A 12,425-nucleotide genomic window follows, 5' to 3' on the forward strand; every position below is an offset into this window, starting at 1 on the left:
CGTGTGACCGTGGACCTGGGGGAGGGCGCCCACGCGGTGCTCGCCCAGTCGTGCCGCGGGACGGTCGTCGCCGTCTACCGGCGGGCAGCGTACCTGCGGCTGGACGGGCACATCGTGGCGCTCGTCGACGCCTCCCTCGCCCCGGGGCCGCTGCACGTGCGGTGCGAGGTCCTGCCCCCGCTGCGCGCGGGGCAGCCGGTGTCGGGCGACGGCACCCGGCTCGCGGGCGGGCACTGGGCGCTGCGCGTCGACGGCCCGGTGTGGCGGGGCGCGCTGCCGGATCCGGACAAGCTGGATCCGGACAAGCTGGATCCGGGCGCGCTGGACCCGGGCGCCCCGGTCGGGGAGCTCGGGGCCGATGTCGAGCCCGAGATCGCCGACCTCGTGCGGGCCGGGCGGCTCGAGGAGCTCGCCGCGCGGGTGGGCGGTCGGGGCCCCGGCCTGACCCCGTCGGGCGACGACCTGCTCGCCGGCGTCCTCGTCGTCGCCCGATTGTTCGGGGGGCCGGCCGCCGGGCCGCGCCTCGACGCGCTCGCCGCGGGCGTGGCGACCACGGAGATCGCCCGGGCGTTCCTGGCGTGGGCCGCGCGGGGGCAGTGCATCGCGCCGGTGCACGACTGGCTGGCCGCGGTGGCCGCTGTGGCCCCGGGCCCGCCCAGGGAGCTCGCCGCGGCACGGCGCTCGCTCGTCGCCGTCGGCGCGAGCTCCGGCGCGCAGCTGGCCGCCGGGCTGGCGCTGGCGGTATCTCAGCTCCCGCGGACCGCGAGCCAGATGGCCCGCGCGGGCCCGGCGCCGCTGTTGCGCCAGAGCGCCGGCCGGTCGCCCGGGTAGTGCAACGTGTCGCCGGCGGCCACGACGTGGCGCTCGCCGGCCAGCTCGAAGCTGAGCTCACCGTCGAGGACGTGCACGAGGACCTCGCCGCTGCGCGGGCCCTCGTCGGCACCCGAGGCGCCCTCGTCGACCTCGGTGACCGTGCCCTGCAGACGGAAGCGGGCGGCGGGACCGGTGATGCCCGCGCGGTGGACCGACGGCGGCGCCGGCAGGTCGGGACGCGCGTCGGCCGGGACATGGCTGGCGACCGGCTCGGGGATGCGGTCGTCGACGAAGTGGCCGATCGGGTGCTCGAGCGCCGCCGCCAGCTTCAGGAGCGTCGTGATCGTCGGGACCATGTCGCCGCGCTCGACCTTGTGCACCGACGCGGCCGAGACGTCCGCGCGCCGCGCCAGCTGCTGCAGCGAGAGCCCGGCCTGTTGTCGCAGGTCACGGACCTTGGGACCGATCGCGTCCACGACAGCGGCCCACCCGGGGGCGGCGGCGTCGGAGCCCGGGTCAGGGCCTGCCCCGGGCACGCCAGCGGGCTCGGCAGCGGGCTCGACGGGTGGCTCGCCGCGGTCCGTCGCGGCGGCCGCTGATCGGGCCATGGGGCCTCCTTGACACGGATGGCGCGCTTAGTATCGTAAATGACCATCACCTATGGTGGCCATCCCGGAGCGAGCCCGTCCGCCCGCGCCGACGCATCGTACGAGTCCGACGAGGGGTTCCGTGTGCCGCACAAGACCGTGATCATCGGGGGTGGGGCCGCCGGGCTGGGCGCCGCCGGCGGGGTCAAGGCCGCCTCCCCGGACGCCGAGGTGGTCGTCTACACCGAGTACGAGGATGTCGCCTACAGCCCGTGCGGGATCCCCTACGTGCACGGCAAGGAGATCTCGGACTTCGACAAGCTGTTCCTGGCGACCAAGGAGCAGTACGTCAGCGTCGGCATCGACGTGCACTACGAGACCACGGTGACGAAGGTCGACACCGCCGCCCGGAAGGTCCACGTCGAGGGCGAGGGCGCGGTCTCCTACGACACGCTGATCTTCGCCACCGGGTTCGACTACGCCGACCCGGGCGTGCCGGGCAAGGACCTCGGCGGCCTCTACTACGTCAAGAACATCCGCCGGGCCATGGAGTGGGACGAGGTCCTCGACTCCGTGAAGACGGCCGTGGTCATCGAGGCCACGCCCCTCGGCGTCGAGATGACGACGTCGCTGGCGCACCGCGGGATCGAGACGCACCTCGTCGACCCGCACCCGTGGCCGCTCGCGGAGATGGCCGACCCCGACATCATGGCGCCGGTCGAGGAGTCCTGGCGCGAGCTGGGCGTCATCACGCACTTCAACACCACGCTCAAGGGGTTCGTCGGCCAGGGCCGGGTCAGCTCCGTGGCCACCTCGGACGGCGAGATCCCCTGCGACCTGGTCGTCGTCGCGACGCACAAGGTGCCCAACGCGCGGCTCGCCGCGGCGGCGGGCCTGGAGATCGGCTCGACCGGCGGCGTCGTCGTCGACGAGCGGATGGCGACGTCGGTCGACGGGGTCTTCGCGGCCGGCGACTGCACCGAGATCCCGCACGGGCTCACCCGCGTCCCGCTGCAGGGCCTCACCGGCAGCCACGCGTACGCCCAGGGCAAGACGGCGGGCCAGAACGCGGGCGGCGGCGACCGGCGGTACAAGGCGGTGTACGTCCCATGGGGCACGCCCGCGGGTAAGTGGATCATCGGCGGCGCGTCGTTCGGCGAGACCACGGCGACGGCGCTCGGCATCCCGTACGTCGTCGGCCAGGCCCAGGGCATCTCCCGGGCCCGCTACTACCCGGGCGTCAAGCCCGTGAAGGTCAAGCTGCTCGCCGAGCCCGGGTCGCTGCGCCTCATCGGCGCGCAGATCGTCGGCGGCGAAGGGATCAAGGAGCGGGCCGACTTCCTCGCGATGGCGGTGAAGCACGGGTTCACGTTCCACGACCTCTCCGCCATGGAGAACGTCTACTCGCCGGCGATCGGCGCGCTCAACGAGCCGATCGTCGTCGCGGCGACCAACGGGCTCGAGGAGCTGCGGAAGGCGGGGAAGCTCTAGATGCCGCGCACGCGGAACTCCTTCTCCCGCTGGCTGCGGGAGAACTCCGAGCACTACCTGATGATCGACGCCCACGAGCGGCTCGCCCGGCGTTACTCGGGCACCCGCCCGCCCCGGCGACCGCACGGGGCCGTCGAACTGTTCTGGCGGCGCGTCTTCGCGCCGACCTACCGGGCACTGCCCTGGCCGCTGCGTCACCGCGTCATGCGCGCGATGCCCGGCAGCCATCGCCGGACCTGGTCACCGCCCCCCGAACGGCGGGACCCGGCGGTCTGAGCACGTGCAGCACGAGTCGAGCGACACAGAGAATGGGGTGTGACCGTGGTCCAGGTCGTTGGTGAGCGGGTCAGCAAGGGCGACGCGATCGTCGATTACGAGGACAAGGTCTTCGACGACATCCAGGCCGAGACGGGGGAGAAGGCGTACATCTTCATGCACACCGTGCCCTTCGAGGGCTCGGTCGGGCTGGTCAACATGCTGACCGCGACCCGCGTGCGCCGGAAGGGCTTCGACACCAGCATCGTGCTCTTCGGCCCGGGGTCGCTGATGGCCTCGGCCTCCCGCGGCTTCCCGACGGTCGGCGACGAGGCCTTCCCCGGGGCGCTCGGCTACAACAAGCAGCTGCAGACCTTCATGAACGAGGGTGGCAAGGTCTACGCGTGTCGGTTCTCCGCCGCGATGCTCTACGGCATGCGGGAGGTCGACATGATGGAGGGCGTCAAGCCGATCAACCCGCTCGACGTCCTCGACGCCCAGCTCACGGCACGGCGCGAAGGTGCGCTCGTGATGCAGACCTGGACGGTCTGACCTTCGGTCCCCTGCGTGCTCGTCCGTGCGGGAGCACGGACGAGCACGCATTCGCGCGCAGCGCAGAGGAGGGTCCTCGCATGGACTCGATCGCCGACATGGGCGGCACCCACGCATGGGGCCCCGCGCAGGTGCCCACCGACGAGCCGCCCTTCGCCGAGCCCTGGGAGGGCCGGAGCTTCGCCATCACGGTGCTGACGATGGGGCGGATCTCGGGGCGCAACCTCGACGCGTTCCGCCACGCTCTGGGCCGGCTGCACCCCGTCGACTACCTCGTCGACGGCTACTACGGCCGGTGGCTCAACGCCGCCGAGCTGATGCTCACCGACTCCCACATCCTCGCGCCGGGAGCGGTGGACGCCCGCGCACGGCGCAACCTCGGCGAGGACGTGACGGAGCCGGCGTTCCCCGAGCCCGACCGCCCCGACTACAAGCCCACCGCGGCGGGCTCGTTGCGCGAGGTCGAGCAGGCGCCGGCGTTCGCCGTCGGCGGCGCGGTGCGGACGAAGGACATGCACCCCGAGGGCCCGACGAAGCTCCCGGCCTACGTGCGCCGACGCTCGGGCACGGTGACGGCGATCCGTCCCGCGCACGTCCTGCCCGACACCCACGCCGTGTTCGAGGGCGAGAACGCCCAGCACGTCTACACGGTCGGGTTCGCCTCCACGGAGCTGTGGGGCCCGGACGCCGAGCCGTTCACCCTGCACATCGACCTGTTCGAGAGCTACCTGGAGCCGCAGTGAACGCCCCTGCAGGAGACATCTCCCGCCGTCTCTCCCCGGCCCTGCGCACCGAGGCGCTCGAGCAGCTCCTCGTCGAGCGCGAGCTGATCGACCCGGCGGTGATGGACAAGTTCATCACCACCTACGAGCGGGACGTGGGCCCGCTCAACGGCGCCAAGGTCGTCGCCCGCGCGTGGACCGACCCCGAGTACCGGGAGTGGCTGCTGCGCGACGGCACCGCCGCCATCAAGGACATGGGCTTCAGCGGGCCGCAGGGCGAGCACATGGTCGTGCTCGAGCAGAGCGACGACGTCCACCACGTGGTCGTGTGCACCCTGTGCTCCTGCTACCCGTGGCCGATCCTCGGGCTGCCGCCGAGCTGGTACAAGGACCCCGCCTACCGGGCGGGGATCGTGCGCACGCCGCGCCGGGTGCTGGGCGAGATGGGCCTCGACGTACCCGAGGGCAAGGACATCCAGGTCTGGGACTCCAGCACCGAGGTGCGCTACCTCGTGCTGCCCCAGCGCCCCACGGGCACCGAGGGCTGGGACGCCGAGGCCCTCGCCGGGATCGTCACGCGCGACGCGATGGTCGGGGTCGCCCTGGTCAGCACGGTGAGCGCCCCGTGACCGCGATGCTCGACGTCACGGGCGCGGCGGCCCCACCGCGGTCCAACGGCGAGCTCGTGTTCGCGGAGCCCTGGGAGAGCCGGGCGTTCGGGATGGCGGTGACGCTCGCCGACGCCGGCGTCTTCACCTGGGACGAGTTCCGCGACGCCCTGGTCGCCCGCATCGCGGCCTGGGAGGCCGACCACGCGCCGGGCGAGGACTTCCACTACTACCGCTGCTGGCTCGGCGCCCTCGAGGACCGGCTGGTCGCGGCGGGCACGCTGCCCGGCGCCGCCGTGGCGGAGCGGACCGCGCTGCTCGCCGAGCGCCCGTCGGGGCACGACCACGCCGACGGCGAGGACCACGGCCATGGGCACGGGCACTGATCGCCCGCAGCCTCACAGGTCGACCAGCACGATGCCGACGGCGACCACCGCCGCGGCGATCACCCGGCTGCGCCCGAAGCGTTCGCCGAGGAACAGCGAGCCGATGAGCGCGCCGATGACGATGCTGCTCTCGCGCAGGGCGGCGATCGCCGCGGTCGCGCCGCTGGTCTGGGCGACGAGCACGAGCCCGTAGGCCACCAGCGACACCACGCCGCCGCCGAGACCGGCGAGGGCCACGGGGCGCACCTGGGCGCTCAGGGCTCGCCCGCGGCGCGCCAGGGCGATCGCCGGCATCAGCGGGCCCTGCAGCAGGAACATCCACACCGCGTAGACGGCCACCGGGGTGGACGCGACCGCGGTCGCGTCGACGACGGTGTAGCCGGCGATGGCGACGCCGGTGGCGAGCGCGGCGCCCAGCGCCGGGAGCGACGCCCGGGACGGGCGCCCGCCGTCGAGCGCGAGGCTGATCAGCCCCAGGGAGATCACGCCGATCCCGAGCAGCTGCAGCGCCGGCAGGTCGCGCCCCAGGGCCGTCTCGATCGCGACGACGATCAGCGGGGCGCTGCCGCGCGCGACCGGATAGACCTGGCTGAAGTCGCCGAGCTCGTAGCTCGTCCAGAGCAGGAGCGTGTAGACGGCGTGGAGTCCGGCGGAGGCGACGATCGCGGGCCAGGCCGCCGCCGGCGGCAGGCCGAGCACGAACGCGCCGGCCCCGGCGATCACCGTGTAGGCGACCCCGATGAGGGCGAAGCCGACGAGCCGGTCGGAGATCCCGTGGGCGACGGCGTTCCACACCGCGTGCAGCACCGCGGCGACCAGGGTGATCGCGACGGCGAAGGCCGGGACCCCGGCCGTCGGGGCCCCGGCGAGCAGGACGGCGGCACTCCCCACGCGGCTCCCGGGCGTCTGGCGTCACGCGATCAGCGCCGGGGAACCTACCCCCGCCGGACGGCCGGGGCCCGGGTCGCGCGCACCTCGTCGTAGATCGCCGCGTGCCGCTGCGCCGACGCCGACCACCGGTACCGGCCCGCGGTGTTCAGCCCCCCCGCAACGAGACGCCGGCGCAGGGCCGTGTCCGCGTACATCTCCATCATCGAGGCGGCGAGCGCTGCGCTGTCGCCCGAGCGCGGCAGCAGGGCGTCGTGGTGGTCGAGCAGGTACTCGCGGAACACCGGGAGGTCGCCCGCGACGACGGGCAGGCCGGCGGCCATCGCCTCGAGCACGGCCAGCCCCCAGCCCTCCTTGACCGACGGGAAGCACAGGGCGTCCGCGCTGCGGTACCAGGCGCCGAGCTCGTCGTCGCTGACGGTGCCGAGGAGGACGACGTCCTCGCCGAGGGTGAGGCCGAGGCCCGGGAGCGCGGCGAGCGTGGCCTCGCGGTAGGGCGCGTAGTCCTGGAACGAGTGCCCGCCGACGACGGCGAGCATCGGCGGGTGCGCCATCCGGCGGACCAGCTCCCCGAGCGCCTCGAACGCGTGGTGGGTGCCCTTGCGCGGCTCCACCCCGCCGACGGCGAGGAAGAGGAAGCGGTCCCCCCGACCCGACGACGCACCCACACGCGTGCGCATCTCCGCGCGGCGTTCGGGGCTGATCGGCGGGAAGCGGTCCGGGTCGACGCCGTTCGGGACGACCGTGGACTCGGTCGCGTAGTGATCGTGCAGGACGCGGCGCCAGTACTCGCTCACGACGAGCACGCGGTCCGGCTCGATGATCGCCTCGCGCTGGCAGGAGACCAGCGCGGGCGTCGTGAAGTCGTCGACGTGGTGCACGGTGCGCACCACCGACACCGGGGCGCCGGCCGCGCGGACGCGCGCCGCGGCGCGGGCGGCGATGCAGTCCTGGGCGTGCAGCACGTCCGCGCCGTCCGCGAGCTCGCCGAGGGCGCCGGTCAGGGCGTCGATCGAGGCGAACACGCGGTCGGTCAGCGTGCCGTCCCTCGCCGGGGCCGGCAGCACCGTGTGCGGCACCGTCGTGGGCCGGAACAGCCGGTCGCCCTGGGTGACGAGGTGGACCCGCCGCCCCAGGTCGTGCAGCGCCTCGGCCAGCGCCAGCGTGTGCACCATCCCGCCGCGCGGCGACGTGGAGTGGGTGACCAGCACGATTCCCGGTCCGTCCCCTGGGCTCACAGCGCGAGCTCCGCCAGCGCGGGCTCGCGCCGGGCGATCGCGGCGGCGGCCAGCGATGCCCGCGCCGCGGTCTCGGTGACCACGCACCCGGCCTCCCGGAACGCCCGGCGCTGGCGCTCGAACCCCTGCGGGTCGTGCTCGGTGCCCAGGACGTAGACGACGACCCGGGGGCCGCCGTCGGCGGTGATCGCGGCGCAGACCGGGGCGAGCTCGCCGGCCGGGTCCGGGTGCGCCCCGTACCCGAGGACGACGTCGAGCACGATCGCCGCCACCTCGGGGTCGCGGCCCTGCTCGCGCAGGTGTTCGATGCGCGCCTCGGGATCGATCATCGGGTGCGGTCGCCCGCGGGTGTACTCCTCCTCGCCCAGGTCGAGGCAGACGTGCGCGGACGCCGGGGCCGGCAGGCCCAGCTCCTTGTCCACCGGGGTGTTCGAGTACACCGGGCCGAGGACACGGCCCAGGACGACCAGCGACTCGTAGCAGAGGGTCCCGCCGGAGAACAGCCCGCGCACGAGCGTGCGCTCCGGTCCGATCGCGGCGATCGCCGCCTCGACCTGGGTCCGCAGGCCGAGGGTGACGTCGGGTCGTGGATGACCGAGGCGGTCCAGGACGGCGAGCACCCCGGTCTCGAGGGTGGGGGAGACCCCAGGCTCCTCCAGCCCGATGAGCGCGGCCACGAGGGGCGTGTCGCCGGCTTCCGCGGTCACGGTGGCCGCGACCCGGGCGTCCGGCGGCTTGGAGACGAGCAGGATCGCCTCGGTGGACGGGTCGGCCGCGAGCGCGCGGACCGCCGTGCGGCCCATGATCCCGCCGACGTCGGCGCTGAGATCGCGCCCGCCCAGTCCCACCACGTGCGTCACGCCGACGCCGGCGCGGTCGAGCAGCACGGCCGCCTCCTGCGCGCCGGTGCCCGCCGCCGCGACGACGGCGACCGCCCCGGTGCGCTCGGCGAGGGGGGCGACGACGTTGGCGAAGCCCAGGCAGGTGCGGCCGAGCATCGCGGTGCCGGCGCCCGGGCCCATGACGAGCAGGCCGAGCTGCTCGGCCCGGGTCTTGAGCTCGACCTCGGCGGCGACGGGGACGTTGTCGCTGAACAGCAGGACGTGCAGGCCCTCGCTCAGCGCCTTGTGGGTCTCGAGGGCGGCGTGGTCGCCCGGCACGGAGATGACCGCGACGTTGCCGCCGGCGAGGCGCGCGAGCGCCTCCGTCTGGGTGCGCGCGGTGGCTTCGGCGGCGTCGGCGCCGTTCTCGGCGGCGCGGGCCGAGAACATCGCGTCCCGCCCGGCCTCCTCGGCCGCCTCGAGCGCGTCCTGCGACGCCGCCCGCACCGCGAGCACGAGGTCGCCCGGGGCGGCACCCTCCAGGTCGTCGCCGGCGAAGCCCTCCTGCTCGAGCGTCTCCAGGTTGCCCGGCGTCGCCATCGCCGCGGTCGCCCAGTCGACGCCCTCGACGGCACGCATCGCGCGGGTGCCGGAGAGCTGGACGACGGAGTCCAGGTAGGTGTCCTTGATGATCCGGACCCGCGTCGTCACGCCCGCCCCCCCACGATCCGCGTGCCGATGCGGTCGTCGGCGTGCGTCCCGACGGCGTCGAGGGAGGGCCCGGCGCGGTCGGCCGTGGTGATCACCGCCGTGCGGCCGCCCTCCTTGATGAAGCGCACGGCGGCGCGGACCTTCGGCCCCATGCTGCCGTCGGGGAACTGGCCGTCGTTCAGATGCTCGGCCGCCTGGTCGACGGTCATCTCCTCGATGGCGCGCTGCTGCGGCGTCCCGAAGTCGAGGTGGACCTTGGCGGTGTCGGTGACCAGGACCAGCGCGTCGGCGTTCACCGACGCCGCGAGCCGCTGCGCGGTGAAGTCCTTGTCGATCACGGCGTCGATGCCCTCGAGGCCGCGGTCGCCGGCCATCACCGGGATGCCGCCTCCGCCGGCCGCCACCACGATCATGTGCTGCTCGATGAGCGCGCGGATGGCGTCGACCTCGACGATGCCGACGGGCTTCGGGGAAGCGACCACCCGCCGGTACCCGCGGTCGCCGTCCTTGACGATCTGCCAGTTCCGGGCCGCGGCCAGGCGCCGTGCCTGGTCCTCGGTGAAGAAGGGGCCGACGGGCTTGGTGGGCCTGTCGAAGGCGGGGTCGGCCGGGTCGACCATCACGTGGGTCACCACCGACACCACGCCGGGCAGGCGGCCGCGGCCCTCGGCGAGCAGGGCCAGGCTGAGCAGGCTCCCGAGCTGGCCCTGCGTCATCGAGTTGACGCAGAACAGGGGGAGGGCGGGGACGATGTCCGCGGCCTCGTCCTGCTGGATGGCGAGGTTGCCCACCTGCGGGCCGTTGCCGTGGACCAGGACGACGTTCCAGCCGGCGTCGCGCAGCGCGCACACGGCGACCGCCATGGCGCGGGCGTTGCGCGACTGTTCCTCGTAGGTCCCGGACTGGCCGTTGCGGGTGATGGCGTTGCCGCCGAGCGCGACCACTGCGGTCCTGGGCACGAGCACTCCTCATCGGCAACCGGAGCTGTCAGGTCGTCGACTATAGTAGATGATCGTGTCGGGAGGTGGTCGCAGATGAGGAGCGTCGAGACCTCGGGGGACGGGGACTGGGACGCCGCCCGGGCGCGGTGGCGCTCGGCGGCGAACCGCCTCTGGGCGGCAGCGCTCACCGACGCCGAGGGTTACCGGCGCCTCGCCGAGGGCGTCGGCGACCGGCTCGCCGAGCTGCGACGCACGACGGCGACGCCCGCCGAGCTGCTGGCGATGGAGGAGCGACCGGACGCCGTACTCGTGGACGCCGCGGCGTGCGCGGTGCGCGCCGACGAGATCGAGGCCGAGCGGGCACGGGCCCGCCGGGCCGCGCTCGTCGCCGCGGGGCGGGAGGAGGGCCGGACCTGGGTGGTGCTGGAGGAGGGGTTCACCCGCTCCGTGTCGATGCACCTGCCGACCGGCCTCGCCCTGGTGGCGATCGACGAGCCCTACCGCGACTCCGAGCCGCACGGTGTCGCGGAGGTGGCGCTCGCCGCGGACACCGGCGAGGTGCTCGCCGGGGGTGACGACGACACGGCCTGGTTCGCCACGCGCGCCGAGCGCGACGCCGCGCTCGCGCAGCGCCGCGCGGAGATCGGGTCCCTTGACGGCGGCGGGCGGATGGTTTCCGATGAGCGATGAACGTTTCCTGTAATCAACGAGGATCGAGGGTGGATCAGGGATGACAGGGGTCCTGCGTTCCGACACGGGTCACGAGATCGCGCCGCTCGACGACCCGGGGGAGACCCCCACCCCCGCGGACGTCGCGGCGTTGATCGTGGAGCTGCAGAGCGCGGGTCTGCGCACGGACGCCGACGTCGAGACCCGCACCGGCGGGGCCGGGCCGTCGGACTCCGGGATGCTGTGGATCGAGGGCATGCCGGTGACGGTCCCCGTCCGCACCGAGGAGGCCCGGCGCTCGCCCTACGTGCTGCGGCCCGAGGACGACGGCGGCCGCGCGATCTACCGCGACGGCCGGCGGCTCGCCTCGGTCGCCGCGTCCCATCGCCCGCGCTACTACGACCGCGAGACCGCCGACGGCGTCCCGTACTGGAAGATCGCGCTGCTGCACCTGGACTCGATGGCCAGCACCGTCGTCCAGACCTGCAACTACTGGAACACGGCCGACCAGTGCCGCTTCTGCGGGATCGGCGTCTCGCTGGCCGCGGGCAGCACCATCGTGAAGAAGACGCCCGAGCAGCTCGGCGAGGTCTCGGTGGCCGCGAAGGAGCTCGACGGCGCGGTGGACGCCACCCTGACCACCGGCAGCTCGACCGCGCCCGACCGCGGCGCGCGCTACGTCGCCCGGTGCGGCCGGGCCGTCAAGGACGCCTCCGGGCTCCCGGTGGAGATCCAGTTCGAGCCGCCGCGGGACCTCGCGATCCTCGACGAGGTCCACGACATGGGCGGGTCCGACGCCGTCGGCATCCACGTCGAGTCCTTCGACCCGCAGGTGCTGGCCCACGTCGCACCGGGCAAGGCGCGCACCGGGATCGAGACCTACTTCCGGACGTGGGAGCGCGCGGTCGAGCTGTGGGGGTCGGGTCGCGTGTCGACCTACGTCATCCTCGGCATGGGCGAGGACCCCGACCTGACCGTCGAGGCCTGCCGGCGCGCGGTGGACATCGGCGTCTACCCGTTCGTCGTCCCGCTGCGTCCCGTCGCGGGGAGCCTCATGGAGGACTGGGCGCCCCCGCCCGGCCCGTACAGCAACCGCATCTACTGGCAGGTCGCCGCGTACATGAGCCGGCGGGGCATGAGCGCGGACGACGCGGTGGCCGGCTGCGCGCGGTGCCAGGCGTGCTCGGCGATCAACGCGGTCCAGCAGCCGCTGCTGCAGATCGGCCCGCGTCCGGGCTCCGCCTCGTGAGGGGTCACCCGTGACCGAGGTGCGGGTCGCGCCCGCGCAGGCCGACTGCCGCCTCGTCGCGGACGCCGCGGAGGCCGAGGAGCACCACCGCATCCGGCGGGCGGTGTTCGTGGCCGAGCAGGGCATCTTCGACGGGACCGACGTCGACGCCCACGACGCCCGGCCCGACGTGCTGCAGGTCGTCGCGTGGATCGACGGGCGGGCCGCCGGCGTGGTGCGGCTCTTCCCGCTGGCGGCGGGTGACCCCGACGGCGAGTGGCAGGGCGACCGGCTCGCCGTGCTCCCCGGGTTCCGCACCGCGCGCGTCGGTGGCCCGCTCGTCCGGTTCGCCGTCGCCACGGCGGCCGCGCGCGGGGGCAGGCGCATGGTCGCCCACGTGCAGCGGGACAACCGCCGCTTCTTCGAACGGCTGGGCTGGACCGCGCGGGCGGACGAGATCTACGCGGGCCGGCCCCACGTGGTCATGGACATCGCGCTGCGCTGAGGGTCGTGGC

General features: G+C 74.3%; 15 protein-coding genes. 10 read left to right on the forward strand and 5 right to left on the reverse strand.

What is annotated here, in order from left to right; all coding sequences use genetic code 11:
- Nucleotides 1-3 precede the first annotated feature (3 nt).
- Nucleotides 4-831, forward strand: a complete 828-nt coding sequence (locus PH189_RS23675; protein ID WP_274191293.1) for an oxamate carbamoyltransferase subunit AllH family protein — start codon at nucleotides 4-6, stop codon at nucleotides 829-831.
- Here PH189_RS23675 and PH189_RS23680 read toward each other — a convergent pair.
- The gene (locus tag PH189_RS23680; protein WP_274191294.1) at nucleotides 747-1,421 is read right to left on the reverse strand and encodes a helix-turn-helix domain-containing protein; all 675 of its coding nucleotides are present in this window, start codon (nucleotides 1,419-1,421) and stop codon (nucleotides 747-749) included. The two genes, PH189_RS23675 and PH189_RS23680, sit on opposite strands and share 85 nt — an antisense overlap.
- A gap of 39 nt (nucleotides 1,422-1,460) precedes the next feature.
- Here PH189_RS23680 and PH189_RS23685 point away from each other — a divergent pair, with 39 nt between their 5' ends.
- The 6 genes from PH189_RS23685 (at nucleotide 1,461) to PH189_RS23710 (ending at nucleotide 5,414) form a co-directional block, all read left to right on the forward strand.
- Complete coding sequence (locus PH189_RS23685; RefSeq protein WP_274191295.1) at nucleotides 1,461-2,891, forward strand: FAD-dependent oxidoreductase; 1,431 nt, start codon at nucleotides 1,461-1,463, stop codon at nucleotides 2,889-2,891.
- Nucleotides 2,892-3,167 carry a hypothetical protein gene (locus tag PH189_RS23690; RefSeq protein WP_274191296.1) on the forward strand — a complete coding sequence of 92 codons (276 nt, stop codon included), beginning with the start codon at nucleotides 2,892-2,894 and terminating at the stop codon, nucleotides 3,165-3,167.
- A 45-nt stretch (nucleotides 3,168-3,212) separates the two neighbouring features.
- Entirely contained in the window at nucleotides 3,213-3,698 is a 486-nt protein-coding gene (locus PH189_RS23695) for an MSMEG_0572/Sll0783 family nitrogen starvation response protein (protein ID WP_274191297.1), read from the forward strand.
- A gap of 80 nt (nucleotides 3,699-3,778) precedes the next feature.
- A complete protein-coding gene (gene nthB / locus PH189_RS23700; RefSeq protein ID WP_274191298.1) occupies nucleotides 3,779-4,441 on the forward strand; it encodes a nitrile hydratase subunit beta in 663 nt (220 codons plus the stop codon).
- Nucleotides 4,438-5,049 (forward strand): nitrile hydratase subunit alpha, encoded by a 612-nt coding sequence (nthA, locus tag PH189_RS23705; RefSeq protein WP_274191299.1) that lies wholly within the window; start codon nucleotides 4,438-4,440, stop codon nucleotides 5,047-5,049. The genes nthB and nthA overlap by 4 nt, the downstream gene beginning before the upstream one ends.
- A gap of 5 nt (nucleotides 5,050-5,054) precedes the next feature.
- A complete protein-coding gene (locus PH189_RS23710; RefSeq protein WP_274191340.1) occupies nucleotides 5,055-5,414 on the forward strand; it encodes a nitrile hydratase accessory protein in 360 nt (119 codons plus the stop codon).
- Nucleotides 5,415-5,426: 12 nt separating this feature from the next.
- On the opposite strand, the gene PH189_RS23715 is transcribed toward PH189_RS23710, so the two are convergent.
- From PH189_RS23715 to PH189_RS23730, 4 genes are read right to left on the reverse strand one after another with little or no spacing between them, the layout of a single operon-like run.
- Nucleotides 5,427-6,305 carry a DMT family transporter gene (locus PH189_RS23715; protein ID WP_274191300.1) on the reverse strand — a complete coding sequence of 293 codons (879 nt, stop codon included), beginning with the start codon at nucleotides 6,303-6,305 and terminating at the stop codon, nucleotides 5,427-5,429.
- A gap of 44 nt (nucleotides 6,306-6,349) precedes the next feature.
- Entirely contained in the window at nucleotides 6,350-7,513 is a 1,164-nt protein-coding gene (locus tag PH189_RS23720) for an MSMEG_0565 family glycosyltransferase (protein WP_274191301.1), read from the reverse strand.
- Nucleotides 7,514-7,536: 23 nt separating this feature from the next.
- Nucleotides 7,537-9,072 (reverse strand): protein FdrA, encoded by a 1,536-nt coding sequence (locus tag PH189_RS23725; protein ID WP_274191302.1) that lies wholly within the window; start codon nucleotides 9,070-9,072, stop codon nucleotides 7,537-7,539.
- Nucleotides 9,069-10,031: a carbamate kinase gene (locus tag PH189_RS23730; protein ID WP_274191303.1), complete on the reverse strand. Its 963-nt coding sequence runs from the start codon at nucleotides 10,029-10,031 to the stop codon at nucleotides 9,069-9,071. The genes PH189_RS23725 and PH189_RS23730 overlap by 4 nt, the downstream gene beginning before the upstream one ends.
- 75 nt (nucleotides 10,032-10,106) lie before the next feature.
- On the opposite strand from PH189_RS23730, the gene PH189_RS23735 reads away from it, so the two are divergent.
- Genes PH189_RS23735 through PH189_RS23745 form a run of 3 tightly spaced genes read left to right on the forward strand, consistent with a single transcriptional unit; the run spans nucleotide 10,107 to nucleotide 12,415 of the window.
- Complete coding sequence (locus tag PH189_RS23735; RefSeq protein WP_274191304.1) at nucleotides 10,107-10,703, forward strand: hypothetical protein; 597 nt, start codon at nucleotides 10,107-10,109, stop codon at nucleotides 10,701-10,703.
- A gap of 40 nt (nucleotides 10,704-10,743) precedes the next feature.
- A complete protein-coding gene (locus PH189_RS23740) occupies nucleotides 10,744-11,931 on the forward strand; it encodes an MSMEG_0568 family radical SAM protein (protein WP_274191305.1) in 1,188 nt (395 codons plus the stop codon).
- Nucleotides 11,932-11,941: 10 nt separating this feature from the next.
- Nucleotides 11,942-12,415 carry an MSMEG_0567/Sll0786 family nitrogen starvation N-acetyltransferase gene (locus tag PH189_RS23745; protein ID WP_274191306.1) on the forward strand — a complete coding sequence of 158 codons (474 nt, stop codon included), beginning with the start codon at nucleotides 11,942-11,944 and terminating at the stop codon, nucleotides 12,413-12,415.
- Nucleotides 12,416-12,425: the final 10 nt, after the last annotated feature.

The organism is Actinomycetospora chibensis (assembly GCF_028737215.1).
In the GTDB taxonomy this organism is placed as follows: domain Bacteria; phylum Actinomycetota; class Actinomycetes; order Mycobacteriales; family Pseudonocardiaceae; genus Actinomycetospora; species Actinomycetospora chibensis.

Coding starts and splice junctions, on each gene's coding strand:
- PH189_RS23735 (WP_274191304.1), top strand. CDS start 10,107: ATGAGGAGCGTCGAGACCTCGGGGGACGGGGACTGGGACGCCGCCCGG.
- PH189_RS23710 (WP_274191340.1), top strand. CDS start 5,055: ATGCTCGACGTCACGGGCGCGGCGGCCCCACCGCGGTCCAACGGCGAG.
- PH189_RS23740 (WP_274191305.1), top strand. CDS start 10,744: ATGACAGGGGTCCTGCGTTCCGACACGGGTCACGAGATCGCGCCGCTC.
- PH189_RS23680 (WP_274191294.1), bottom strand. CDS start 1,421: ATGGCCCGATCAGCGGCCGCCGCGACGGACCGCGGCGAGCCACCCGTC.
- nthB (WP_274191298.1), top strand. CDS start 3,779: ATGGACTCGATCGCCGACATGGGCGGCACCCACGCATGGGGCCCCGCG.
- PH189_RS23690 (WP_274191296.1), top strand. CDS start 2,892: ATGCCGCGCACGCGGAACTCCTTCTCCCGCTGGCTGCGGGAGAACTCC.
- PH189_RS23685 (WP_274191295.1), top strand. CDS start 1,461: ATGACCATCACCTATGGTGGCCATCCCGGAGCGAGCCCGTCCGCCCGC.